Source organism: Arthrobacter gyeryongensis, from assembly GCF_039543785.1.
Classification (GTDB): domain Bacteria; phylum Actinomycetota; class Actinomycetes; order Actinomycetales; family Micrococcaceae; genus Arthrobacter; species Arthrobacter gyeryongensis.
Genome location: NZ_BAABKK010000004.1, coordinates 157,795 through 179,683, shown reverse-complemented (window position 1 = coordinate 179,683; position 21,889 = coordinate 157,795). Strand labels below are relative to the sequence as shown.

The window sequence follows — 21,889 nt, the reverse complement described above, 5'->3', positions numbered from 1 at the left end:
GCGGCGCTGGGTGTCAAGCAGTCCGGCGTCGTGCTCCGCTACATCCTGCAGGCCCGCGACCGCGGGCTGGGCGTCATTTTCATCACGCACAACCCGCACCACGCCTTCCCCGTGGGGGACCGGTTCCTGCTGCTCAAGCGCGGCAAGTCGATCGGCTACTACGACAAGAAGGACATCACCCTGGACGAACTCACCGCCCAGATGGCCGGCGGCGCGGAACTGGCCGAACTCGCCCACGAACTCGAACAACTCGGCGGACACACCGAAGCACTCAAGGAAGTCCAAGCCGAAGTCGCCGGGGTAGCAGAAGTGACCGACGTTGCCGACTCCTCAAAGGAAAACAGCCCACGCCACGCCTAGCGCGCAGGAAGACAGCGCGGACGGAGACGGGGGTCCGCCGGAAAACCGGACGGGCCCCCGCTCGCCATGCGACCGCGGGAATGTGCACGAAGAAGTAGACGGGAAGACAGCATGCCGATCCGGGTTGGCGTTATCGGCGCCGGTGTCATGGGCGCAGACCACATCAGGAACCTCTCCACCACCATCAGCGGGGCCGAAGTCACGTTCGTGGCAGACCTCGACGCCGGACGTGCGGCAGCCGCGGCGCCGCCGTCCGCACGCATCACCACCGATCCTTCCGAGCTGATCAACTCCAGCGAGGTTGACGCCGTCGTCGTCGCTTCCCATGACTCCACCCATGCGGGACTGGTGCTGGAATGCTTCGAAGCAATGACCCCGGTGCTGTGCGAAAAGCCGTTGGCTCCCACCCTCCTGGAAAGCCGCGAAGTGGTGGAAGCCGAAGCCGACCTCCTGGCCGCAACGGGTGCCCGGCTGCTGTCGATGGGCTTCATGAGGCGCTTCGATCCCGGCTATGTCGCCCTGCGCGAAGCCACCCGGGCACGCACACAAGGCGAGCCTTTGCAGGTCCACTGCGCCAGCCGGACCGTATCCGCGGGACCGGGCGCGAGCTCGGAGTCGGCCATCACCAATTCCGCCATCCACGAGCTCGACATCATCCCTTGGCTGCTGGATTCGCCTATCACCGAGGTGTCCTGGCAAGCGGGGCGGAGTTCCCGGCACAGTACCGGTGACCTGCGGGATCCAGCCTTCATGCTCCTGCGAGCGGCCGACGGCACCTTGGCGACCCTTGAACTCTTCCTCAATGCGCAGTACGGCTACACCACCCGGTGCGAGGTCGTGTCAGAGTTCGGCACCGCAGCACTCCCGGAACCTGCCGCCCTCGACGTCCGGCAGGAGGGGAAGCGAAGTTCCGAAATCCCTGCCGACTGGCGTCCACGCTTCGCCGACGCTTACCGCTTGCAACTTCAGGCTTGGATTTCTGCCCTTGAAAAGGGGGAGCCTGCGCCGCTCGCCACGGGTGAGGATGGCCTGCGCGCGTCCCAGCTCGCACAAGCGATGATCCGCTCACTCCACAGCGACGGAGCCTACACGAAGGTGGTCCACTGATGGTGTCATCCGGACTGTCGGTGACCGGTCTTCCAGTACCAAGGGTCCCGGATTCCCGCGACGCTCCCGCGTTGCGCTGGGGGATCATGGGCCCGGGGTGGATTGCCGAGCGCTTCACGGAATCGGTGCAGGCCTATTCAACGCAAGTGATTGCCGCCGTCGGCTCCCGTTCCTTGGACCGGTCCAAGGCTTTCGCGGACGCTTTCGGCGTGCCTGCCGCCTATGGGAGCTACGAAGAGCTGACCGCGGCTCCGGACATCGACATCGTGTACGTGTGCACTCCACACAACTTCCACCACGCGGCTGCCGTGCTTGCCATCGACGCCGGCAAACATGTCCTGATCGAGAAACCGATCGGCCTGAATGCTGCACAGGCGAGGGATATCGCCGCGCGGGCCAAGGCGGCCGGCGTTTTCGCCGCCGAGGCCATGTGGAGTTTCTTCCTTCCGAAGTTCGACGTGATCCGGCAAGTGCTCGACGCCGGGACGCTGGGTACCGTAGCAACGGTCCTGGCGGAATACGGCGAGCACTTCGAACGCGACCACCGCATCTTCGACCCCGCTCTGGCTGGTGGTCCTTTGCTGGACCTGGGCACCTACCCGCTGGCACTCATCACCGAAGTCCTAGGGGAGCCGGAACGCTTGAGCGCTTTCGGCCAGCACCACGAATCGGGTGTCAACGCCCAGCTCTCCGCCATCATGGAATTCCCGGGCGGAAGCCAGGCCGTCATGAATACGCACCTGCACAATTTCACCCCCACCGCGGCAACGATCGTTGGCTCCGAGGCCACGTTGACCATCGATGGCCCCTTCAACATGCCCGGCGGTTTCGAGATCCGGTTCCCGGACGGTACGCGACTTCGCCACAACGAGGCTGCGGGCGGGCACTTGGAAGGCTTGCACTACGAAGCCGCAGCGGTGGCCCGCGCCATCGCCGCCGGTGAGACGGAAACCCAACAGCGCCCCTTGGCCTCCTCCATCCGGACGATGGACGTTGCCGATGAGATGCGCCGCCAAGTAGGCATTGAATTCCCGGGCGAAGGCAACGCGCCCGCCTGAGCAATTGTTGTACTGACTATCGAAAGGACGGGCCCATGGCCTACATCGAACAGCGCTCCTCCAGTCTTCCCACGTCCGTGCGGCTTGGCCTCATAGGCTCCGGCTGGATGGGAGCGTTCCACGGCGAAAGCATAGCCCGCAGGGTTCCCGGTGCGGTCCTGGCCGCCGTCGCCGATCCCAACGTGGACTCCGCAGCGTCCGTGGCTGCCCAGCTTGGTACGGCGAAGGTCACGGCCGACGCCGCGGACATCCTGGCCGATCCGGACATCGACGCCGTGATCATTGCCAGCCCGGCACGCTTCCATGCTTCCCTGATCGCCCAAGCCGCAGCAGCCGGCAAGCATGCGTTTTGCGAGAAGCCTGCCGCGCAGGGCCTCGAAGAGCTCGACGCCGCGCTCCTCGCCGTCGAAGCGGCAGGGGTACATTTCCAGATCGGCTTCAACCGCCGCTACGCCGCAGACTTCCAAGCAGCCAAGAAGGACCTGGCCGAAGGAATTGTGGGGGCGCCGCAGCTCTTGCGCTCCCTGACGAGGGATCCGGGTACCGGGAGCATCGGGCACGCAGCCAGGATTCCGGCCTGGACGATCTTCCTCGAAACCCTCATCCACGATTTCGACACCCTGAATTGGTTCAACGAAGGCGCCGAGCCGGTTGAGGTGTACGCCGTCGCGGACGCCCTGGTGGAACCGAGCCTGCGTGACCAGGGATTCCTGGACACCGCCGTGGTCACCATCCGCTACAGCAATGGAGCACTGGCAGTGGCGGAAGCCAACTTCAGCGCGCTCTACGGCTACGACGTCAGGGGCGAAGTCTTCGGCTCCAAGGGCATGGTCCAGGCCGGTCGCCCCACTGAAACGGCTGCCCTGAGATACACGGCAGAAGGCCTTTCCGCCGAGACTCCGCGGCTCAACGTGGAACTGTTCCGCGATGCCTACACCGATGAACTCGTCGACTTCGCGGCGGTAGTCCGCGCACGCCGCGATGGCACGCAACCGCCGTCGGGCGCTTTCACCCTCACCCCGGGAGCCGCGGACGCGCGCCGCGCCCTCGCGATGGCTTTGGCCTGCATCGAGTCGGTCCAGCAAGGCGGACCAGTGGCGGTCCCCGCCGTTTCGAGCAACAGCAAGGCCGGTGTCTGATGCGGCTGGCCGTTTGTGCCGAAATGGTCTTTACCGAGCTGCCGTTCACCGAGCGGGTACGTCGGATCCACGAGGCAGGATTCGACGTCGAACTCTGGGACTCGAGGAGCAAGGACATTGCGGCACTCAAGGCGAGCGGCGCGGTCTTTTCCTCCATGACCGGGTACACCTCCGGGAGCCTGGTTGACGCCGACACCGCCGACGATGTGGTGAGGACGGCCGAGACGCTGATTCCGACCGCTTTGGAACTCGGCGTGAGCCGCATGGTGGTGCACTCGGCCGAGCTCATCGACGGCAAAGCAGCCCGTCCCGTCTACCGGTCCAACGGCAGCATGTGGATCACGGGTGCCCGGACCTTGGAGCGCCTTGGCGCGCTCGGGGAAAAGCACGGACTGACGTTTTGCCTCGAAAACCTCAACACCGTGCTGGACCACCCCGGAATTCCGCTGGCCCGGGCCAAGGACACTTTGGCGCTCGTAGAGGCGGCGGGACACCCCAACGTGAAGATGATGCTGGACCTGTACCACGCACAACTGGGGGAGGGGAATCTCATTGAGCTGGTCCGCACCGCCCTGCCGCACATCGGCGAGATCCAGGTGGCGGACGTCCCGGGCCGCTGCGAGCCCGGCACCGGCGAAATCAACTACTCGGCTGTGGCCCGGGCGCTCGTGGCTGCAGGCTACGAAGGCACCGTCGGCATGGAGGCATGGGCCAGCGGAGACAGCATGGCAGCGCTTGAGGCGTTCCGCCGGGCGTTCAAGGTTGAGGCCGAAGAGTCTCGGAACAGCTCAGCTTTTTCAACGGAGGTAGCACTATGAAGGACGTCGTTCTCGGGCTGGTTGGAGTAGGGCGGATCGGCGTGATGCATGCGGGCAACATCGCCGCCCTCAACGGGGAACTGAATGGGCAGGGCATCAACGTGGAGTTGCGGCTCACGGATGTGGCCGAAGACCATGCCCGCAAAGTGGCAGCCGGCCTCGGCGCTCAATTCCTGCCGTCGGTGGAGGCTTTGATCGCTTCCGGAGTGGATGGGCTGGTGATCGCGACCGGAACGGGCACTCACCCGGAACTGATCCGCGCTGGAGTGGACGCCGGTATCCCGGTGTTCTGCGAGAAGCCAGTAGCCATGAATGTGGCCGATTCGCTGCCTGTCCTGGAACATATCCGTGCCAACGACGGCGTAGTGCAGATCGGGCACCAGCGTCGCTTCGATGCCGGTTACCTCGAGGCCAAGCGCGCTTACCAAGCGGGGGAGCTCGGCTGGATCCACTCCCTGCGCGCCGTGACCTGCGATATGACACCGCCACCCGTGGAGTTCCTGGCAACGTCCGGCGGGCTGTTCCGCGATTGCTCCGTCCACGACTTCGACATCCTGCGCTGGCTGACTGGCCGCGAGATCGTGGAGGTCTATGCCAAGGGTTCCAACAACGGTGATCCCGCCATCGGCGAGGTGGGCGATGTGGACACCGCCTTGGCTTTGATTACGTTCGACGACGGGACGGTCGGCACGGTGTCAGCAACGCGTTACAACGGTGCGGGGCACGACGTCCGCCTCGAAATCCAAGGCTCCAAGAGTTCCCTCATGGTCGGCCTGGACGACAAGACAGCCATGGAATCAGCCGAGGCCGGCGTAGCCTTCCCGTCCGGAGAGCCCCACAAGACCTTCGCCGAACGCTTCGACCAAGCCTATCGCTCCGAAATGGCGGCCTTCGTTGAGCTGGTCCTGGGCCAACGGGAGAACCCGTGCACACCGGAGGATGCCGTCGCGGCGTCCCGGGTGGCGGATGCCGCGCAGGAGTCGCTGGCAAGCGGGGTCCCGGTCAAAGTGGCGCTGTGACGGCCTAGGCAAGTCAGGCGATTACCGGCAAACTCCTTAGGCGCCGAACGGCAAGCGCGGGTCGATGTCCTGTCCATCCCAGCTCTGCCGCACCCACCCGTGGTGGGGGTCGTCGCTGATGAGCCATTCGCGCACGGGTCCGGGGCCTGCCATGACGTTCAGGTAATACAGGTCGTAGCCGGGAGCGGCCATGGCGGGCCCGTGCCAACCGTACGGGACCAGCACGACGTCGCCCGTTCGAACCTCCGCGGCCACATCGATCGGGCGGTCATCGGAGGCGTAGACGCGTTGGTAGCCGATAGCATCTGCGTCTTCAGGGGCGCCGGAGCCGGCAGCCACCCGGGTCTCGAAGTAGTAGATCTCCTCGAGCTGCGTTTCGCCGTCCTTTTCCTCGTCATGCTTGTGCGGGGGATAGGAAGACCAGTTGCCCGCGGGGGTGAGCACTTCGCAGACGATGAAACGGTCGGCCTCGAGGGCCGTTGGAGTGCCGAAGTTGTGGACCTGGCGGGAGCAATTTCCTGCTCCGCGAAGCTCAACCGGGGTTTCCGCTGCGGTCACGAGCCTGGTGGGGTACGACGCGTTGGCCGGGGCAGTGGCAACGGCGACGCGGCCGCCGTCGGGCGAACTAATGGTGACGGCAGCATTCGTGCCGGAATACAGGACATCGCTGGGGCCATGGAAGACCGACGCCCGCCCCGCAAGGGGATACTCGACGTCGTCTACCGTCACCGTAAAGGCGCCGTTGAGCGGCACAATGATCCGCTCTTCAGCTGCGGCGGGCAGTACGACGGCGGTGCCCGCGGCGAGCGTGGCGACCTTGAGCCCCGTGTGGGCCCAACCGTCCACGGTCAAGGCGGAATCGGAAGTTCCGAGCGAGATGTCCCAATCGCCGTCGTTGGCGGTTCCCAGTGGATAGACCCAGTTGGCCATGAAGTTATGTCCTTGCGTTAGCGCTGTACGAGTGTCATTTCAAAGCTGTAGGAATCGGCCCGATACACGTGGTGGCCGGTCTCCACCATGCGCCCGGTGTCGTCGACAGCGGTGCGCTCCATGGTGACCAAAGCCGAACCGACTTCTGCCTCCAAGAGCGGTGCCTGGAAGTCATTGGCGATCATTGCGCCGATCCGTTGCGAGGCGAGGCGGAAGTTGACTCCGCCGCGGCGAAGGATGGCGTAGAGGCCCTCTGCCTGGAGCATGGACTCGTCCATGGTGGTGATGTCGTCGCGGACCCAGTTCTCCATCAGCGCCAGCGGCTTACCGCCCACTTTGCGCAGGCGGGTGAAGTGGTAGACCTTGGAGCCGGCCGGAAGCTGGAGGGCGGTCAGGGTGGCTGCGTCGGCTTCCATATGCGAGAAGCTGAGGACCTGCGTTGTGGGCTTCTTGCCGTTGTTGCTCAGGTCGTCGTAAAGGCTCGAAAGCTCCAGGGGTCGGCGGACCTGGCTCGACACCACCTGTGTTCCGACGCCCCGTTTTCGGACCAACAGGCCCGAGCGGACGAGTTCGTCCATGGCCTTGCGCATAGTGGGCCGGGACAGGTTGAGCTGGGCGGCGAGGTCTATCTCGTTGTCCAAACGGCTGCCGGGCTCCAGCACTCCGCTGTGGATGGCTGCCTCGATGCCCTGGACCACCTGGTGGTACAAAGGCACAGGGGAAGAACGGTCGATAGTGAGGCCAAGTTGATTCGCCATTGCATGCTCCCTCGCATTCCGGGACTGTCCCGGAAGTTGCAAGCATGTCCGCTCATGTTCGCTTGATAGGACATACTGCTTTACTGATGATAGCAGGAGCATTGTGCGGGTCAAGGATGCCGGAAGCGCGTTTATTGCGGCGTTTCAGGGGGTGTTGTTTGGGACCTTGTTTGGGAAATGTCCAGACATCAGAACCATGCGTGGGCAGGCCATCGGCGGACGCCTTTCGGCGGCCGGTGCGTCTTCCGGCGTCGGGCGCTTTCAGCGTCGGCGGGCGCTGCCGCGTTGCCGGAAGTAGCCGACGCCGGCCAGAACGGCACCCAGTCCCTCGGCGACTGCGCTGAGGGACTTCTCAAAAAACCAAACGGGCTCATACATGGACGGGAGTGGACCTATGGCGGGTATGTCGACATAGCGGTAGAGGAGGACCGCTAGGAAGGCGCTTCCAGCGACGACCACCGCAGCGGCGTAGGCCGGCCGACTGCCGCGGACCAGGACATACAGGGCGACGAGAATTGCGACCGCGCCCTCAAGGCGGAACAGATTGCCCTCCCCGATTCCGCCAGGGGCACCCAATTGGTAGCCGGAGGCGAGATCGAAGTGCACCACGGCGTCGACAACCAGGGCTGCCGCCACAAGCAGTCGCAACAGGATGTCCTTGGGCCGGCGGCTCATCGGCTTGCGGCGGGCCGCTTCACGGGTGCTCATTTCACTGTGCTCATTTCCCGTGTGCTCACTTCCCGTGCGCTCATTTCACGATCAGGGTTCCGTGCATATTCGGGTGGTAGACGCAGTGGTAGGGGTAGCTGCCCGGTGTTGTGGGCGCGGTGAACTGGGCTGTTCCGCCCCCGCCATCGACGGCCGCGTCGAAGGCTTTTCCATCGTCCGAGGTGACCGTGTGGGCCTGGGTGTCCTCGTTCTTCACGGTGATTTTTGCGCCTGGGCTGACCGAGACAGGTCCTTGATAGCCGAAGTCCTTGATGGTGATGGTGAGCGATTGCGAGGTCCCGGACGGCGGGGCAGTCGAGGACGCGGCGGAAGGTGGGCTCGACGATGGGCCCTGGTAGCCGGTTCCGGACGCCCCGCAACCGCTCACGGCGATCAGGGCGGCCGCTCCTACGATGACCATCATGGCTTTGGGGCTGTTTCTCATGATTGGTTCCCCGCTTCTCGTGTCCGGTGGCGCGAATGTGTTTGCCACATTGATGAGACGAATTCCGGAGCGGTCAGGTTCATGGGCGTGGGAAATTGATTCCGGCGAGTGGAGGCGTACCGCTCGATCACCCCACGGGACGCAGCGTCCTGCAGACCTCCACGAATGCCTTGAACGGCGCGAGCCGTTCCTCCGCAGGCAGCTGCGAGGCCTCGGGATGCCATTGCACGGATGCCACCCAGCGCTGCGGATCCTCGAGGGCCTCCACGGTCCCGTCCTGCGCGACCGCCGTCACCACCAAGCCGTCGCCTACCCGAGCCACAGCCTGGTGATGCCCTGAGGCGATCCGCACCGAGTTCCGTGAACCATAGAGCCCGGCCACCTTGGAATCCGGTGAAAGTTCGACGTCGTGCCACGCCCAGGCGCTGAGCCCACCTTCCGCCGGGGTCAGGGCGTTGTGCTCCACTAGCGATGGGTGCATGTCCTGGATGAGCGTCCCACCATAGACCACGTTGAGGAGCTGGTGGCCGCGGCAGATGCCGAGGGTGGGCAAACCGGCGTCGAGCGATCCCCGGGCGACCGCCAGGTCCAGGCGATCCTGGTCGGGGTTGACGTCGTAGCAGGCCTCAGTTGCTTCTTCGCCATAGAGTCGCGGATCCAGGTCTCCGCCGCCGGGCAGCAGGACCCCGTTGAGGGAACGGAGCTCAGCGGCGAGCGGACCGGCTTCGTCGGTAAAGGAAGCGTCCAGCAGCACGGGCTCCGCGCCGGCGTCGCGCACTAGGTCGACAATGAAGTCGAAGAGTTCATTCGCCTCTCTCACGCGAGGATCCGCGGTTTCGGAGCCGCTGAGGCGGACAGGTATGCCGATCCGGGGCCTTGAGCTGCTTTGCTGTTCGGAAGTCTGCATGCTCCATGATGCACTGGCCGGTCGGCTCCTGCGCAACGGGAACCGCGGGCATACGCTGATGCCATGAATCCGTCCCGCGCCCTGACTCCTAGTCCCCGCACGCTCGACATTGAGAGCGTGGCCCATTTCGACAGGCTCCTGGGCTCCGGTGCCGCAACGATGCACGGATGGCACGCCCAGTCGCTGGACCTGCGAGGCCGACGCACGGACCTGGAGAGGCTCGACCCCCAAGGTGCCATCTTCCTGGGCTGTACCTTCGACGACGGCGTGGAGGACTCCCTGCGTAGCCGCGGCGCCCTCATCTTCCCCAAACTCCGCGGAGTGCCGTTCAACCCATACCGAGGCCGCCTCTACAGTGCCGCCGAACTGTACGAGGACATTGACTCCACGGAGTACGAAGCCACCCTAGACGCCCAGATCTACCACTGGAGCATCATGCCGGGGCAACGGACCAGCCTGGACGCCACCCTCGCCGCCGCACTCCACGACCACGCCATCGGGGACGCCCTGGATGAACTCCTGGGCAACGGGGATTTCGCGGGGAACAAGATCGTGGGAGTCATGGGCGGGCACGTCGCGCAACGTGGAACACAGGAGTTCGAGGACGCGGCGCGGCTGGGCCGGCTCCTGGCTCTGTCCGGCTTCACGGTGGCGACCGGCGGGGGACCGGGTGCCATGGAGGCGGCCAATTTGGGCGCCTACCTGAGCGGCCTGCCCGACGCCGACTTCGCCTCCGCGCTGCGATCGCTCGCGGCGGTGCCGGGTTTCCGCCCCTCGGTGACGGCCTGGGCGCGGGCGGCGGCCGCCGTCGTCGGGCACCACCCGAGCGGGAAGATGTCGCTGGGCATTCCCACTTGGTTTTACGGGCATGAGCCGCCCAACCTCTTTGCCACCCACATCGCCAAGTACTTCGCCAACTCCATGCGCGAAGCGATCCTGCTCGAGCTATGCAACGGCGGCATCGTTTTCCTTCCAGGCTCCGCCGGCACCGTGCAGGAAATCTTCCAGGACGCGTGCGAGAACTTCTACGGCGCCCCGGAAACCGTCACGCCCATGGTGCTCGTGGGGCGTGACCACTGGGAGCACAAGTATCCCGCGTGGCCCATGTTGCAGAGCCTCGCTGCGGGGAAGGTGATGGAAGGCCGGATCTTCCTGGTGGACAGCGTCGAGGAGGCGCTCGCCGTCGTCGCGGGCTAATTGCTTGGGCCCACACCGCCAGGGTTCCCTGGCCGTGGGGACTTGCGAGGCGAGGGTCGCGGTGGGTGGGAGTTAGTGCGGGGCGCGGCCGCCCAGACGCGTGGTGATTTTGCGGGCTGCGTCTTGGCATGCCTCGCCGAGGCTGGCGAGCGTGTCCTGCGAGACCCGGAACTTTGGCGCGGGGATCAGGACGGAGGCCACGATGTCGCCACGGTGGTCGAAGACGGGGGAGGCAACGCCGACTTCTTCGATGGACGTTTCGCCGAAATTGAAGGCCCAGCCCCGCTCCACAGACTCCCGGAGCCGGAGCAGGTAGGCCTCGAGTGCTTCGTCGTCGAGCCCGGGCAATGTGATGGAGCCGCTGCGCAGGAGCTTGCGCACGCGGTCGGCGTCTTCGGCTGCAAGGAAGACCTGCACCGAGGAGCTGAGCGCCTCGTTGTAGCGGGCACCCAGCGGAGCGAGATGCTTGACCTGGTGACGGCTGGCGATTTGCTCCACGCACATGGACTCGCTCCCGTTCCACACCATGAGGGCGCTCGTCTCGCCCGTCCGTTCGCTCAGTTCGCGCAGCACGGGATAGGCAACCCGGCGCTCTTCCAGCTCGGCAAGGAGCGGGCCGGCAAGGGCGATCATCCCCAGGCCCAGCCGGAAGCGGCGGGACTCGGGGTCGCGTTCCACCAAGTGTTCTTGTTCGAAGGTCGCCAGGATCCGGGACACGGTGCTCTTGTGCAAGCCGATCCTGCCGGCGATCTCGGTGACTCCTAGCAAAGGTTCCTCGGCGGTGAAGCTGCGGAGCACGGCAATGGCATTCTCGAGTACCGAAGCGCCTTTGGAATCGCCGTTGGCCGGGGTTTCGCTGGTGGTTGCACGCGGTTCTGCACGCGGTTCTGCTGGGGTCATGATGGTCACTATATGGCTCTTTTTATTGGGACATGCCCAGCCTTCGCCTAGAGCAATGAGCATATGAGTCATATGTCCACTGCTCGGGCGCAAGGCTGGGCATGTCCATTCGAGGTGGGTGTCAGGCGCCGATGATGTTGTATTCCGGGCCGAACGGGAACTTGGTGATGTTCTCGGCACCATCTTCACCGACCACCAGGATGTCGTGTTCGCGGTACCCGCCGGCACCCGGCTGGCCGTCGAGGACCGTGATCATCGGTTCCATGGAGACAACCATTCCTGGCTCCAGGACGGTGTCGATGTCTTCTCGCAGCTCCAGTCCGGCTTCGCGGCCGTAGTAGTGCGAGAGGACCCCGAAGGAGTGTCCGTAGCCGAAGGTGCGGTTGGCGAGCAGTCCATGTGAAACGTAGATTTCGTTGAGCTCGGCCGCGATGTCCTTGCAGACGGCGCCGGGCTTGATGAGTTCCAATCCGCGCTTGTGGACCTCCACGTTGATGTTCCACAGTTCCAGGGAGCGGGCATCGGGTTCGCCGTAGAACAAGGTGCGCTCCAGGGCCGTGTAGTAGCCCGAGGTCATGGGGAAGCAGTTCAGCGAAAGGATGTCGTGTTCCTGGATCTTGCGGGTGGTCGCCCAGTTGTGGGCGCCGTCCGTGTTGATGCCGGACTGGAACCACACCCAGGTATCGCGGATCTCGGAGTCCGGGAACGTCCGGGCGATCTCGTGCACCATGGCTTCGGTGCCGATCAATGCGACCTCGTACTCTGTGATCCCCGCCGTGATCGCGTTGCGAATGGCCTCGCCGCCTAGGTCGCCGATCCGGGCACCGTGCTTGATGACCTCGATTTCCTCGGAAGACTTGATCATGCGCTGGCGCATCGCGGCCTGGGCCACGTCCACAAGCGTCACGCCGGAGAAGACGGCCTGGATCTTGTTGCGGTTGTCCAACGGAAGGGAATCGTCCTCGACACCCAGGCGCCGGACGTTGATCCCGCGGGTGCGCAGCACTTCCTGGATGCCGAAGATGTAGTTGTCCCGGCGCCAGTCCGTGTAGACCAGGTTGTCCCCGTAGCTACGGCGCCACGGCATGCCGGCGTCGATGTTGGCGGTGACGGTGACGGTGTCGTCGGCCGTGACAACCATGGCGTAGGAACGGCCGAAGTAGGTGAACAGGAAATCGGAGTAGTACTTGATGGAGTGGTAGCTGGTCAGGACGACGGCGTCCAGTTCCTTCTCTGCCATGATCCGGCGAAGACCCGCAAGGCGTCGCTCAAACTCTGCGTCGGAGAAAGTCAGGGAGACCTTCTCTCCGTTGTTGAGGACCTTGAGGCGCTCAAGCTTGGCGACGTCGTTGACCGCTTCATTCTCGGTGATGGTCATGGGTGGTGTTCCTTTCAATGGGTGGGTTGTTTTCAGTCCTGCTGCAGGGGCTTCTTGGAAGTCTCCACAGCGAAGAGGACCGCGATGAGGGAAATGACGGAGGCTGCCACGAGGTACCAGCCGGGGGCCAGCTGATTGTGGGTCAGGCCGATGAGGAGTGTTGCCATGAACGGTGCGGTGCCGCCGAACAGGGCGTTGGAAAGATTGAAGCTGACGGCGAAGCCGCTGTAGCGGACCCTCGTGGGGAAGAGCTCGGCGAGGAAGCTGGGCAGGGTGCCGTCGTTGAGGGTGAGCATGGCGCCCAGCAGGATCTGCACCAGGACGATGACCAGGAAATTGCCCGTGTCGAGGAGCATGAACGCCGGAACGGTCAGCACCACGAACAGCACGGAAGCGGTGATGAGCATGCGCTTGCGGCCGAACCTATCCGATGCGATCCCCGTCAAGAAGATGAATCCGATGTAGCTGAGGAGGGCAATGGTCGTAGCCAGGAACGATTCGGCTGCACCGAAGTGAAGCTCCTCGGAGAGGTACGTGGGCATGTAGCTGAGGATCACGTAGAACCCGACGGCGTTGAGCAGCACGGCGCCCGTCGCGATGATGAGCTGCTTGCGGTACGTCTTGAACATCGCGAATGCCGGAGCCTTGACCGCGGTGTCTTTCGCGGCCATTTCGCGGAATGCCGGGGTGTCCTCGAGCTTGGTGCGGATGTAGCGGCCGATCAGGCCCATCGGGGCGGCCAGGAGGAAGGGCAGGCGCCAGCCCCATTCGCCGAGTTGCCCGGCGCTCAGCACCGAGCTGAGCAGTGCCGCGAGGAGGGACCCGAGCAGCAGGCCTGCCGCTGTACTGGCAGGTACGACGGCGGCATAGAGTCCGCGCCGATTGGCCGGCGCGTACTCCACCAGGAAGGCGGAGGCACCCGCGTATTCGCCGGCCGCCGAAAAGCCCTGGACGACGCGGACGAGCAGCAGGAGGACCGGCGCCATGACGCCGATGGTGTTGTAGCCGGGGATGAGGGCGATGCAGAACGTAGCCACGGACATGAGCACGATCGAGAGGGAGAGTGCTTGTTTGCGTCCGAGCCGGTCACCGATGTGGCCCCAGATGAATCCGCCCAGTGGACGGACGAAGAAGGAGACCGCGAATACGCCAAACGTGGCGAGCAGGGCGGTCTGCCGGTCCGATGCGGGGAAGAAGACAGTCGAGATAATGCCGGCAAGGTAGCCGTAGACGGCGTAGTCGAACCATTCGACGAAGTTGCCGATGAAGCTTGCAGTGATGACGCGGCGGCGGGTGTCTTTGCTGACCGTGTGGTTGTCGGCTGGCTTTGACAGGCCGCCCGGGGTGGCTGTTGCATCGGGAAGCTCGCCGGATCCGCCTTTGGATCCGGCATGAGCGCTTCCCGGGATTGCTGCCACGGAGGATGTTTCGTTTTTCATGAATCCACCAAGAACTTTTGGGGTTGCATTCAACGCAACGCTGTTGCATCAGAATAGATGTGTTCCCCGTCACCGTCAAGGGTCTTCGCTCGCCACCCAACTGACCGGCACTTGTTGTCGTTTTGAGGGCGCTAAACGACAACAAGTGCGAGTCAGTTGGGGGAGGGTGGGGGAAGTTGGGTGCGGTAGTTGCAACATGGTTGCGTTGAGCGGTGCGAAAGGGGCAAGGCCCGCCTGGTCAAGGCACAAAAGAAGCTCCCCGGATCGCAAGGATCCGGGGAGCTTCAAAGCAAGTGTCAAAGGGACTATTTGAGCCAGGCAGCCACCACATCGGGGTGGGCATCCACCCATTTCTTGGCCGCGGCATCGGGCTTCATGCCGCCCTGGATGTCAGTTGCAACCGAGTTCTGGTCTGCGTTGGTCCAGGAGAAGGCCTTGAGCAGTTTCGCGGCGGGAGAACCGCTGTCCGCGAACTTTTTGGCCATCACTTTGTTCAGTTCGTAATCGGGGTAGTCACAGGCCACCTTCTCGGCGTCGGCATCGCAGCCCGGGGTGTAGGTGGGCAGGCTGACCTTCTTGAGGGGGACCTCGGAAAGGAACCATTGCGGTTCGTAGAAGTAGCCCAGCAGCGGTGTCTTGTTTTTCTCCGCCGTACGGAACGACTGGATCAGAGCTGCCTCCGAACCGGAGAAGACCACTTTGTAATCGAGGCCCAGGTTCTTGACGAGGGCTTCATCGTTGGTTACGAACGCCGGGTCGCCGTCCAGCACCTGGCCCTTGCCGCCCGACTCGGACGTGGCAAGGATGGACGCGTATTTGTTCAGGTTTTTGCTGTCCAGGATGTCCGGGTATTTCTGGGCCATCCATGGTGGTACGTACCAGCCAATGTGCCCTTCATTGCCCGTGGGGCCGGCGTCCACGGCTACTTTTTGGTCCGTGATGTACTGCTTCGTGAGGTCCGCGTGGCCCCAGTTCTCGAGAATGACGTCGACTTCGCCCGATCCGAAGCCCTGCCAGGAAATCTGTTCCGACAGGTCCTTCTGGACTACCGTGCAACCGAGCTTGTTTTGGGCGATGTAGCTGTAAACGGCCGCATTTGCCGTGTAGCCCACCCAAGCGTTGAGGGCGACATTGACGGTTCCACAGGGCGTATTCGAGGAGCCAGCGGCGGCCGCTTGATTCACGGAAGCGCCTCCGCAGCCAGCAAGCAAGAGGGCTGCCGTAACGGTTCCGGCCAATACGGGAATTGTTCGTTTCAAAAGCTGTCTGGTTCTACTCATGGTTGGGGTCTCCTGTTGGGGGCGGTAAGCGGGGAGGAATTAGTGCGCGCTCGATTTTCCTGAAGGGACTTTTCGGACGGGGTTGGCTGCGGCAGCTTGCGTCATGCGGTCCAGCAGGATGCCGAGGAAAACGATGGCCAGGCCTGCGGCGAGGCCCTTGCCGAACAGTGAACTTTGGACAAAGCCGGCAACGACGTCGTACCCGAGGCCACCTGCTCCGACCAGCGCTCCGACGACGACCATGGCGAGGACGTAGATCAGGCCTTGGTTGGCGGCGAGGGCAAGGGATTGCCGAGCCATGGGCAGCTGGACCTTGGTGATGACTTGCCAAGGAGTTGAGCCGCTGGAGACGGCCGCTTCCATGACGGTGGGCGAAATCGCGGCGATGCCGTCGGCCGTGATCTTGATGGCAACTGGCGCCGCATAGATGATGCCGGCGATGATGGCGGTGAAGCGGGTGGCGCCGAAGAGGCCCAGGAACGGAACCAGATAGACAAATGCAGGCATGGTCTGCCCCGCGTCAAGCATGGGCCGCATGAGCTGGTCCACTTTGTTGGACCTGCCCATGGCGACGCCGAAGATGATGCCCAGGACCATGACAACCGCGGTGGCGACAAGGGTTCCGGCCAGGGTGACCATGGAATCGCTCCACAGGCCCAAATAGATGATCACGCCCAAGCACGACGCAATGACCGCTGCCAGCTTCCAGCCGCCGAGGGCGAAAGCCGCCACGACGATCACGGCGACCAGGAGGTAGAACGGCGTTTCCGTGAGAAGTGACTGGAACGGGTTCAGGATTCCGTTGGTGACTGCCTCCCGGAAGGACACCGTAAACAGGGAGAGATTCGTCTGCAACCATTCGCTCGCGGCACTTACTCCGCTGACAATGGCCGGGCCGATGTTGAGGTCCTTCGGGAAGGCGGCGGCCCAGAGCATCGTGCGGGACAACTGGACCATGGCGAGTACCACCAGCAGCGTCGCTGCCAGCAATATGTACCGCGTTCGCCGCGATATCCGGCGTTTGCGGTTTGCTCCGGGTTCGGCCCGACGGCTGGCGGCCGTGGTCACCCGGTCCAGCACAATGGCCAGCAGGACGATGGACAGTCCGGCATTGACCGCCGTGCCGACGTCAAGCGACTGAAGGGCGCGGATCACCACCTGTCCCAGCCCTGGCGCTGCGATCAGCGCCGCGATGGTCACCATGGACAAAGCAGCCATGGTGCTCTGGTTGATCCCCATCACGATGGTGCGCCGGGCGAGGGGGAGCTGAAGGGTGACGAGCCGCTGCCAGCCGGTGGTTCCCAAGGAGTCGGATGCTTCCCTGGTGTTTTCCGGGATGTTCCGGATTCCGTGCGCAGTCAGCCGGATGAGCGGAGGCACCGCGTAGATCACCGTGGCGATTACCGCGGAGGCGGGGCCGATCAGAAAGATGAGGGCCAAAGGTGCCAGATAGACGAACGTGGGGAGGATTTGCATGAAGTCGAGGACCGGAGTGATCACTTGGGAGACCCTCCCGGAGATCCCTGCCAAGACTCCGAGCGGAAGTCCGATCAGGAGGCTGAACAGCACGGCTGTGAGGACGAGGGCGAAGGTGTAAGCCGCTTCAACAAACAGCCCCTGGAGGCCGAAGAACGTGAATGCGGCGGCCGTCAGCAATGCCACCCGGGCGTTGCCGACCGCAAAGGCGATCCAGCTCAGCAGCGCGACGGTTCCCAGCCAGCCGATTTCCGGGAGGCGAAGCCCGGTGGAGCTGGCGGCGAAGATACCGGTGAACAGGTTTGCAACCGCGTCGACGGCAGCCCGGAGGGGTGTGAAAACGTACTGGAAAACGGGATTGTCCGCACGGTTCGCTGCCACCCAGGCATTGAATTGGTTGAGCGAGCGGTGGAGGTCAGTCAGCTCCGACGCCGGCAGCGTGAGTGTCGCAGCGCCGTGGAGGATCAGGAATCCAACAAGCCAGACGACGCCCGCCCCGCCCAGAAGCAGGGTGCGGCGGCTGAGCCGTTTGCGAGCTGGGCGGACGGAAACGTGACCGGTCTGAACCGGGGCGCGATCGCGAACGAGAGTGGACATCACGCCGCAACTTCCGTGCTGCGGATGACCGACAAGATGCTGTCGCGGTCGATCTGGCCGGTGATCTTGCCGGAGTCTTCCACCAGGACAGGACACGATGAGTTCATGACGGTGGGAATTGCGTCGCGGATGATCATGCCTGCGCTCAGGACGGGAGCATCCCCTGGAGTGCCCAAAGCTACAGGATCGGTGATCCACTTGAGCGTCAGGACATCCGCGCGGGGTACTTCGGAGACGAAGTCGGCAATGTACTTGTCCGCAGGCGATCCGACGAGATCATCGCCTGAGCCGCATTGGACCGTCTCTCCGTTCCGCATGATCAGGATGCGGTCCCCGAGTTTGAGCGCTTCCGAAAGGTCGTGGGTGACGAACACCATCGTCTTGCCCATCTCTTTGTGCAGCCGGATGACTTCCGCCTGCATGTCGCGTCGGATGAGCGGGTCCAGGGCCGAGAAGGGTTCGTCAAAGAGGATGGTGTCCGGATCGCCTGCCAAAGCGCGGCCCAATCCGACGCGCTGCTGCATTCCACCGGAGAGTTGGTCAGGGAAATGCTGCTCGTAACCCTTGAGGCCTACGAGCTCGATGATTTCGCGGGACCTGGCGTAGCGCTCGTTCTTCGCGGCACCGCGGACCTGCAACCCGTAGGACACATTGTCCAACACGGTGCGGTGCGGCAGGAGGCCGAAATGCTGGAAGACCATGGACATTTTCCGCCGACGCAGTTCCCGAAGCTCAGTGGTTCCTGCCTGCGTCACGTCCTTGCCGTCCACCAGGACACTCCCCGACGTCGGTTCGATCAGCCGGGTGAGGCACCGGATCAGGGTGGACTTTCCGGATCCGGACAGGCCCATGACGACGAACACCTCGCCCTTGGCGACATCGAAGTTCATGTCCCGCACGGCAGCATTGCAGCCGGTGCGTTCACGCAATTCGGCGGAGCTCAAAGCCGAGAGTTCGGGGTCTTTGGGGATCTTTTCACCTCCGGGTCCGAAGACCTTCCAGAGGTTGCGAACTGATATGTCAGGACTGCTCATTGCTGTACTCCTGCCTGTGGAGGCTCGAACCAATGGCTGGGCCCGGGGCTGATGTTTTGCCAGATGTGTTTTGTTTCCCGGTATTCGGCCAAGCCCGCGAGCCCCAATTCGCGGCCGTTGCCGGACTGTCCGAAGCCGCCCCATTCGGCCTGCGGAACATACGGGTGGTAGTCGTTGATCCAGACCGTCCCGTGGCGCAATGCTCCGGAAACTCGCTGGGCCTTCGAAGCGTCCGCCGTCCACACTGCTCCGGCGAGCCCGTAGACCGTGTCGTTGGCCAGCCGGACAGCTTCTTCCTCGGTGGTGAACGTTTCCACCGTCATGACGGGGCCAAAGGATTCCTCCTGGACCACGCGCATCGAGGTGGTGCAACCGTCCAACACAGTGGGCGGGTAGAAACTGCCACCGGCCAGCTCCGGGCTGTCCGGAATGACGCCCCCGCAGAGCAGCCGGGCGCCCTCCCCGACCCCGGCCTGCACGTAGGCGTGGACCTTGTCCCGATGGGCCGTGGAGATCAGCGGACCGGTCTGGGCTTCCTCGTCGAAGGGGCCGCCCAGCCGGATCAGGCGTGCACGGCGGACCACCTCGGCCACGAACTCGTCGTGGATGGACTCTTCGACAATGAGCCTGGCCCCGGCCGAGCAAACCTGGCCGGAATTAAGGAAGACGGCCGTCAAGGCGTTGTCAATAGCGGCCTCCCGGTCGGCGTCGGCGAAGACCACGTTCGGGTTCTTGCCGCCGAGCTCGAGGGCCACGCGCTTGACCGTCTCCGCAGCAGCCACCGTGATCCGCTTGCCGGTTTCCAGTCCGCCCGTGAAGGAGACCAGATCGACCCGCGGATCCGAACTGAGCACAGCCCCTACTTCGGGTCCCGTTCCCGTCACGAGGTTCGCGACGCCGTCGGGCACGCCGGCCTCCCGCAGGGTGTCCATGAGCAGGATGGACGTCGATGGCGTCAACTCACTGGGCTTGAGGACAAAGGTGTTCCCGGCAAGCAGTGCCGGTGCAACCTTCCACGAAGCCTGCAGAAGCGGATAGTTCCACGGGGTGATGAGGCCGCAGACGCCCACGGGTGCATGGACGACCCTGCTGATGGCGCCGGGCCGGCCGGTGTCGATCACGCGGCCCGCGTCCGTGCCTGCCACGCTGCCGTAGTAGCGGAAGCAGGCTATGACGTCGTCGATGTCGTATTCGGCTTCGATGAGCCGCTTGCCGGTGTCGAGGGCTTCGGCCGCGGCGTATACGGCCTTGTCCCGCAGCAGCAGCCCGGCCACGCGGAGCAGGAGCGCGCCGCGTTCCAGTTCCGGGGTGTTCGGCCAGCGGCCGTCGTCGAACGCCTTCCGGGCGCTCGCCACCGCGGCCTCGGCATCGGCAGGGGTGCACTCCGCGACGTCGGCAACGTGGGTACCGTCCGCCGGGCAGCTGATGCTCCGGATGCCTCCGCTGGACTGCTGCCACACGCCGCCGACGTAGCTGCCACGCACCGTGTGGATCTGTGAAAGTTGGGGGCTGTTCATGCCGCTCCTTAGTTCCTAGCCGAAGTGGCTTCGGGCTGGCTTTCCAGGATGTCCGGAACCGGCCCGCCCACACCTGGACCCGGGCTTTCTGAACCCGGAACCGCGCCGTGCCGGTAGAACTCGGCGGCGATCGGAGCGAGGGGTTTGCGGCCCTGAATCAAGTCCGCAGCCTTCTCGGCCAGCATCATGACCGGTGCGTAGATGTTGCCGTTGGTCACGTAGGGCATTGCCGAAGCGTCAGCCACCCGCAGGCCAGAGGTGCCATGCACCCTCATGCTGAGCGGGTCCACCACGGCCATGGGATCGGTGGCCGGGCCCATCTTGGCGGTGCAGGAAGGGTGCAGGGCGGTTTCGGCGTCGCGGGCTACCCAGTCGAGGATTTCCTCGTCGGTCTGGACGGCCGGACCGGGGGAGAGCTCGCCGCCATCGAAAGGCGCCATGGCCGACTGCTCCAGGATCTGCCGGGAAATCCGGATGGCTTCGACCCACTCTCGCCGGTCCTGCTCCGTGGAAAGGTAGTTGAATTTCATGGACGGGTGGGCGGTTGGATCCGTCGAGGTGATCTTCAGGCTGCCGCGGGCGTCGGAATACATGGGCCCGATGTGCACTTGGTATCCGTGCTTGGCATCGGCTTTCTGGCCGTCGTAGCGGACCGCCACAGGCAGGAAGTGGAACATCAGGTTGGGGTAGGCCACGTCCTCGTTGGAGCGGACGAAACCGCCGCCTTCGAAGTGGTTCGTGGCCGCAGGCCCCTTGCGCCCGAACAGCCACTGCAGGCCGATCCACGGATAGCGCCACAGGCTCAGGCTTGGCTGCATGGACACCGGCTGGGTGCAGGCGTGCTGGATGTAGACCTCCAGGTGGTCCTGCAGGTTTTCGCCGACGCCGGGGAGGTCAACTACAGCTTTGATGCCTAGGGACTTGAGGTGCGTGGAGTCCCCGACGCCGGACAACTGCAGGAGCTGCGGGGTGTTGATGGCTCCTCCGCACAAGACGACTTCCTGGGCGTCCACGCTGTGCTGCTTGCCGTTGCGTCGGTAGCTGACGCCCGTGGCCCTGACCTCGGAAGTTCCAATGCCGTCGAAGTTGATTTTCGATACGAGGGCCCGGGTCCTTACTGTGAGGTTGGGCCGGTCCAGGTGTGGCCGCAAGTAGGCACGCGACGCGGAGAGCCGCTGGCCCTTGTGCACATTGCGGTCGAAGGGGCCAAAGCCCTCCTGCCGGTACCCGTTGACATCGTTGGTCCGTGCGAATCCCGCTTGTTGGGCGGCGCGGAAGAAGGCCTGGAAGAGGGGATTGCGCGCCGGACCCCGTTCAAGGACCAAGGGTCCGTTGTGTCCCCGCAGTTCATCGTCGGGTTCCGCGGCGAGGGCGGTCTCCATGCGGTTGAAGTAGGGGAGGCAGTGCGCGAAGTTCCAGGTCTCCATCCCGGCGTCGGCTCCCCAGCGTTCGTAGTCCAAAGGGTTGCCGCGCTGGAAGATCATGCCGTTGATGGAGCTGGAGCCGCCCAAAACCTTGCCGCGGGTGTGGGCGATCCGGCGTCCGTGCATGTGCGGCTCGGGGTCGGATTGGTAGCGCCAGTCGTAGAACCTGTTCCCGCTGGGGAACGTGAGCGCTGCGGGCATCTGGATGAACAGGTCCCAGGGGTAGTCGCTGCGGCCGGCCTCCAGGACCAGGACGGTCTTGGTGCGGTCTGCGCTGAGCCTGTCCGCCAGCACCGATCCGGCGCTGCCCCCACCCACAATGACGTAGTCAAACTTTTCGTTGGCCATTAGTTGAACTCCTTTGAAGTGATCCCCATTGCTGTGTCGAGTAGCCAGGA

General features: G+C 64.2%; 19 protein-coding genes and 1 pseudogene. 7 read left to right on the top strand and 13 right to left on the bottom strand.

Annotated features, from left to right (window positions below):
- The 6 genes and pseudogenes from ABEA18_RS03285 to ABEA18_RS03260 form a co-directional block, all read left to right on the top strand.
- Positions 1-360: pseudogene (locus tag ABEA18_RS03285) on the top strand (sugar ABC transporter ATP-binding protein); the annotation flags it as partial.
- Between the two features lie 111 nt (positions 361-471).
- Positions 472-1,467 carry a Gfo/Idh/MocA family oxidoreductase gene (locus tag ABEA18_RS03280; RefSeq protein ID WP_345447901.1) on the top strand — a complete coding sequence of 332 codons (996 nt, stop codon included), beginning with the start codon at positions 472-474 and terminating at the stop codon, positions 1,465-1,467.
- Positions 1,467-2,525, top strand: coding sequence for a Gfo/Idh/MocA family protein (locus ABEA18_RS03275; RefSeq protein WP_345447900.1), 1,059 nt, complete (start codon positions 1,467-1,469; stop codon positions 2,523-2,525). The genes ABEA18_RS03280 and ABEA18_RS03275 overlap by 1 nt, the downstream gene beginning before the upstream one ends.
- Before the next feature lie 35 nt (positions 2,526-2,560).
- Positions 2,561-3,664 (top strand): Gfo/Idh/MocA family oxidoreductase, encoded by a 1,104-nt coding sequence (locus ABEA18_RS03270; protein WP_345447899.1) that lies wholly within the window; start codon positions 2,561-2,563, stop codon positions 3,662-3,664.
- A complete protein-coding gene (locus ABEA18_RS03265) occupies positions 3,664-4,482 on the top strand; it encodes a TIM barrel protein (RefSeq protein ID WP_345447898.1) in 819 nt (272 codons plus the stop codon). Before ABEA18_RS03270 ends, ABEA18_RS03265 begins: the two co-directional genes overlap by 1 nt.
- Complete coding sequence (locus ABEA18_RS03260) at positions 4,479-5,501, top strand: Gfo/Idh/MocA family oxidoreductase (protein WP_345447897.1); 1,023 nt, start codon at positions 4,479-4,481, stop codon at positions 5,499-5,501. The genes ABEA18_RS03265 and ABEA18_RS03260 overlap by 4 nt, the downstream gene beginning before the upstream one ends.
- Positions 5,502-5,537: 36 nt before the next feature.
- Here the strand turns inward: ABEA18_RS03260 and iolB are convergent, their stop codons facing one another.
- The 5 genes from iolB to ABEA18_RS03235 form a co-directional block, all read right to left on the bottom strand.
- Complete coding sequence (gene iolB / locus ABEA18_RS03255; protein WP_345447896.1) at positions 5,538-6,431, bottom strand: 5-deoxy-glucuronate isomerase; 894 nt, start codon at positions 6,429-6,431, stop codon at positions 5,538-5,540.
- A gap of 17 nt (positions 6,432-6,448) precedes the next feature.
- A complete protein-coding gene (locus ABEA18_RS03250) occupies positions 6,449-7,189 on the bottom strand; it encodes a GntR family transcriptional regulator (RefSeq protein ID WP_345447895.1) in 741 nt (246 codons plus the stop codon).
- A 261-nt stretch (positions 7,190-7,450) separates the two neighbouring features.
- A complete protein-coding gene (locus ABEA18_RS03245) occupies positions 7,451-7,897 on the bottom strand; it encodes a hypothetical protein (protein WP_345447894.1) in 447 nt (148 codons plus the stop codon).
- A gap of 40 nt (positions 7,898-7,937) precedes the next feature.
- Positions 7,938-8,342, bottom strand: a complete 405-nt coding sequence (locus ABEA18_RS03240; protein WP_345447893.1) for a cupredoxin domain-containing protein — start codon at positions 8,340-8,342, stop codon at positions 7,938-7,940.
- A gap of 127 nt (positions 8,343-8,469) precedes the next feature.
- Entirely contained in the window at positions 8,470-9,249 is a 780-nt protein-coding gene (locus tag ABEA18_RS03235) for a gamma-glutamyl-gamma-aminobutyrate hydrolase family protein (RefSeq protein ID WP_345447892.1), read from the bottom strand.
- A gap of 63 nt (positions 9,250-9,312) precedes the next feature.
- On the opposite strand from ABEA18_RS03235, the gene ABEA18_RS03230 reads away from it, so the two are divergent.
- Positions 9,313-10,446: an LOG family protein gene (locus ABEA18_RS03230; protein ID WP_345447891.1), complete on the top strand. Its 1,134-nt coding sequence runs from the start codon at positions 9,313-9,315 to the stop codon at positions 10,444-10,446.
- A 72-nt stretch (positions 10,447-10,518) separates the two neighbouring features.
- Here ABEA18_RS03230 and ABEA18_RS03225 read toward each other — a convergent pair whose 3' ends face one another.
- The 8 genes from ABEA18_RS03225 to betA all read right to left on the bottom strand — a co-directional run bounded on the left by ABEA18_RS03225 (position 10,519) and on the right by betA (position 21,839).
- The gene (locus tag ABEA18_RS03225) at positions 10,519-11,346 is read right to left on the bottom strand and encodes an IclR family transcriptional regulator (RefSeq protein ID WP_345447890.1); all 828 of its coding nucleotides are present in this window, start codon (positions 11,344-11,346) and stop codon (positions 10,519-10,521) included.
- Between the two features lie 121 nt (positions 11,347-11,467).
- On the bottom strand, positions 11,468-12,724 hold the full coding sequence (locus ABEA18_RS03220) for an aminopeptidase P family protein (RefSeq protein ID WP_345447889.1): 1,257 nt from the start codon (positions 12,722-12,724) through the stop codon (positions 11,468-11,470).
- A 32-nt stretch (positions 12,725-12,756) separates the two neighbouring features.
- The gene (locus ABEA18_RS03215; protein WP_345447888.1) at positions 12,757-14,163 is read right to left on the bottom strand and encodes an MFS transporter; all 1,407 of its coding nucleotides are present in this window, start codon (positions 14,161-14,163) and stop codon (positions 12,757-12,759) included.
- Positions 14,164-14,468: 305 nt separating this feature from the next.
- A complete protein-coding gene (locus ABEA18_RS03210) occupies positions 14,469-15,443 on the bottom strand; it encodes an ABC transporter substrate-binding protein (protein WP_345447887.1) in 975 nt (324 codons plus the stop codon).
- 39 nt (positions 15,444-15,482) lie between these two features.
- On the bottom strand, positions 15,483-17,516 hold the full coding sequence (locus ABEA18_RS03205) for an ABC transporter permease (RefSeq protein ID WP_345447886.1): 2,034 nt from the start codon (positions 17,514-17,516) through the stop codon (positions 15,483-15,485).
- Positions 17,516-18,550 carry a quaternary amine ABC transporter ATP-binding protein gene (locus ABEA18_RS03200; RefSeq protein ID WP_345447885.1) on the bottom strand — a complete coding sequence of 345 codons (1,035 nt, stop codon included), beginning with the start codon at positions 18,548-18,550 and terminating at the stop codon, positions 17,516-17,518. Before ABEA18_RS03200 ends, ABEA18_RS03205 begins: the two co-directional genes overlap by 1 nt.
- Positions 18,547-20,067, bottom strand: a complete 1,521-nt coding sequence (locus ABEA18_RS03195) for an aldehyde dehydrogenase family protein (protein WP_345447884.1) — start codon at positions 20,065-20,067, stop codon at positions 18,547-18,549. The genes ABEA18_RS03200 and ABEA18_RS03195 overlap by 4 nt, the downstream gene beginning before the upstream one ends.
- 8 nt (positions 20,068-20,075) lie before the next feature.
- Entirely contained in the window at positions 20,076-21,839 is a 1,764-nt protein-coding gene (gene betA / locus ABEA18_RS03190; RefSeq protein WP_345447883.1) for a choline dehydrogenase, read from the bottom strand.
- Between the last annotated feature and the right edge of the window lie 50 nt (positions 21,840-21,889).

Excerpts from the sequence above, each read along its gene's own strand:
- ABEA18_RS03280 (WP_345447901.1), top strand. The coding sequence starts at position 472 with ATGCCGATCCGGGTTGGCGTTATCGGCGCCGGTGTCATGGGCGCAGAC.
- ABEA18_RS03275 (WP_345447900.1), top strand. The coding sequence starts at position 1,467 with ATGGTGTCATCCGGACTGTCGGTGACCGGTCTTCCAGTACCAAGGGTC.
- ABEA18_RS03270 (WP_345447899.1), top strand. The coding sequence starts at position 2,561 with ATGGCCTACATCGAACAGCGCTCCTCCAGTCTTCCCACGTCCGTGCGG.
- ABEA18_RS03265 (WP_345447898.1), top strand. The coding sequence starts at position 3,664 with ATGCGGCTGGCCGTTTGTGCCGAAATGGTCTTTACCGAGCTGCCGTTC.
- ABEA18_RS03260 (WP_345447897.1), top strand. The coding sequence starts at position 4,479 with ATGAAGGACGTCGTTCTCGGGCTGGTTGGAGTAGGGCGGATCGGCGTG.
- iolB (WP_345447896.1), bottom strand. The coding sequence starts at position 6,431 with ATGGCCAACTGGGTCTATCCACTGGGAACCGCCAACGACGGCGATTGG.
- ABEA18_RS03250 (WP_345447895.1), bottom strand. The coding sequence starts at position 7,189 with ATGGCGAATCAACTTGGCCTCACTATCGACCGTTCTTCCCCTGTGCCT.
- ABEA18_RS03245 (WP_345447894.1), bottom strand. The coding sequence starts at position 7,897 with ATGAGCACCCGTGAAGCGGCCCGCCGCAAGCCGATGAGCCGCCGGCCC.
- ABEA18_RS03240 (WP_345447893.1), bottom strand. The coding sequence starts at position 8,342 with ATGAGAAACAGCCCCAAAGCCATGATGGTCATCGTAGGAGCGGCCGCC.
- ABEA18_RS03235 (WP_345447892.1), bottom strand. The coding sequence starts at position 9,249 with ATGCAGACTTCCGAACAGCAAAGCAGCTCAAGGCCCCGGATCGGCATA.
- ABEA18_RS03230 (WP_345447891.1), top strand. The coding sequence starts at position 9,313 with ATGAATCCGTCCCGCGCCCTGACTCCTAGTCCCCGCACGCTCGACATT.
- ABEA18_RS03225 (WP_345447890.1), bottom strand. The coding sequence starts at position 11,346 with ATGACCCCAGCAGAACCGCGTGCAGAACCGCGTGCAACCACCAGCGAA.
- ABEA18_RS03220 (WP_345447889.1), bottom strand. The coding sequence starts at position 12,724 with ATGACCATCACCGAGAATGAAGCGGTCAACGACGTCGCCAAGCTTGAG.
- ABEA18_RS03215 (WP_345447888.1), bottom strand. The coding sequence starts at position 14,163 with ATGAAAAACGAAACATCCTCCGTGGCAGCAATCCCGGGAAGCGCTCAT.
- ABEA18_RS03210 (WP_345447887.1), bottom strand. The coding sequence starts at position 15,443 with ATGAGTAGAACCAGACAGCTTTTGAAACGAACAATTCCCGTATTGGCC.
- ABEA18_RS03205 (WP_345447886.1), bottom strand. The coding sequence starts at position 17,516 with ATGTCCACTCTCGTTCGCGATCGCGCCCCGGTTCAGACCGGTCACGTT.
- ABEA18_RS03200 (WP_345447885.1), bottom strand. The coding sequence starts at position 18,550 with ATGAGCAGTCCTGACATATCAGTTCGCAACCTCTGGAAGGTCTTCGGA.
- ABEA18_RS03195 (WP_345447884.1), bottom strand. The coding sequence starts at position 20,067 with ATGAACAGCCCCCAACTTTCACAGATCCACACGGTGCGTGGCAGCTAC.
- betA (WP_345447883.1), bottom strand. The coding sequence starts at position 21,839 with ATGGCCAACGAAAAGTTTGACTACGTCATTGTGGGTGGGGGCAGCGCC.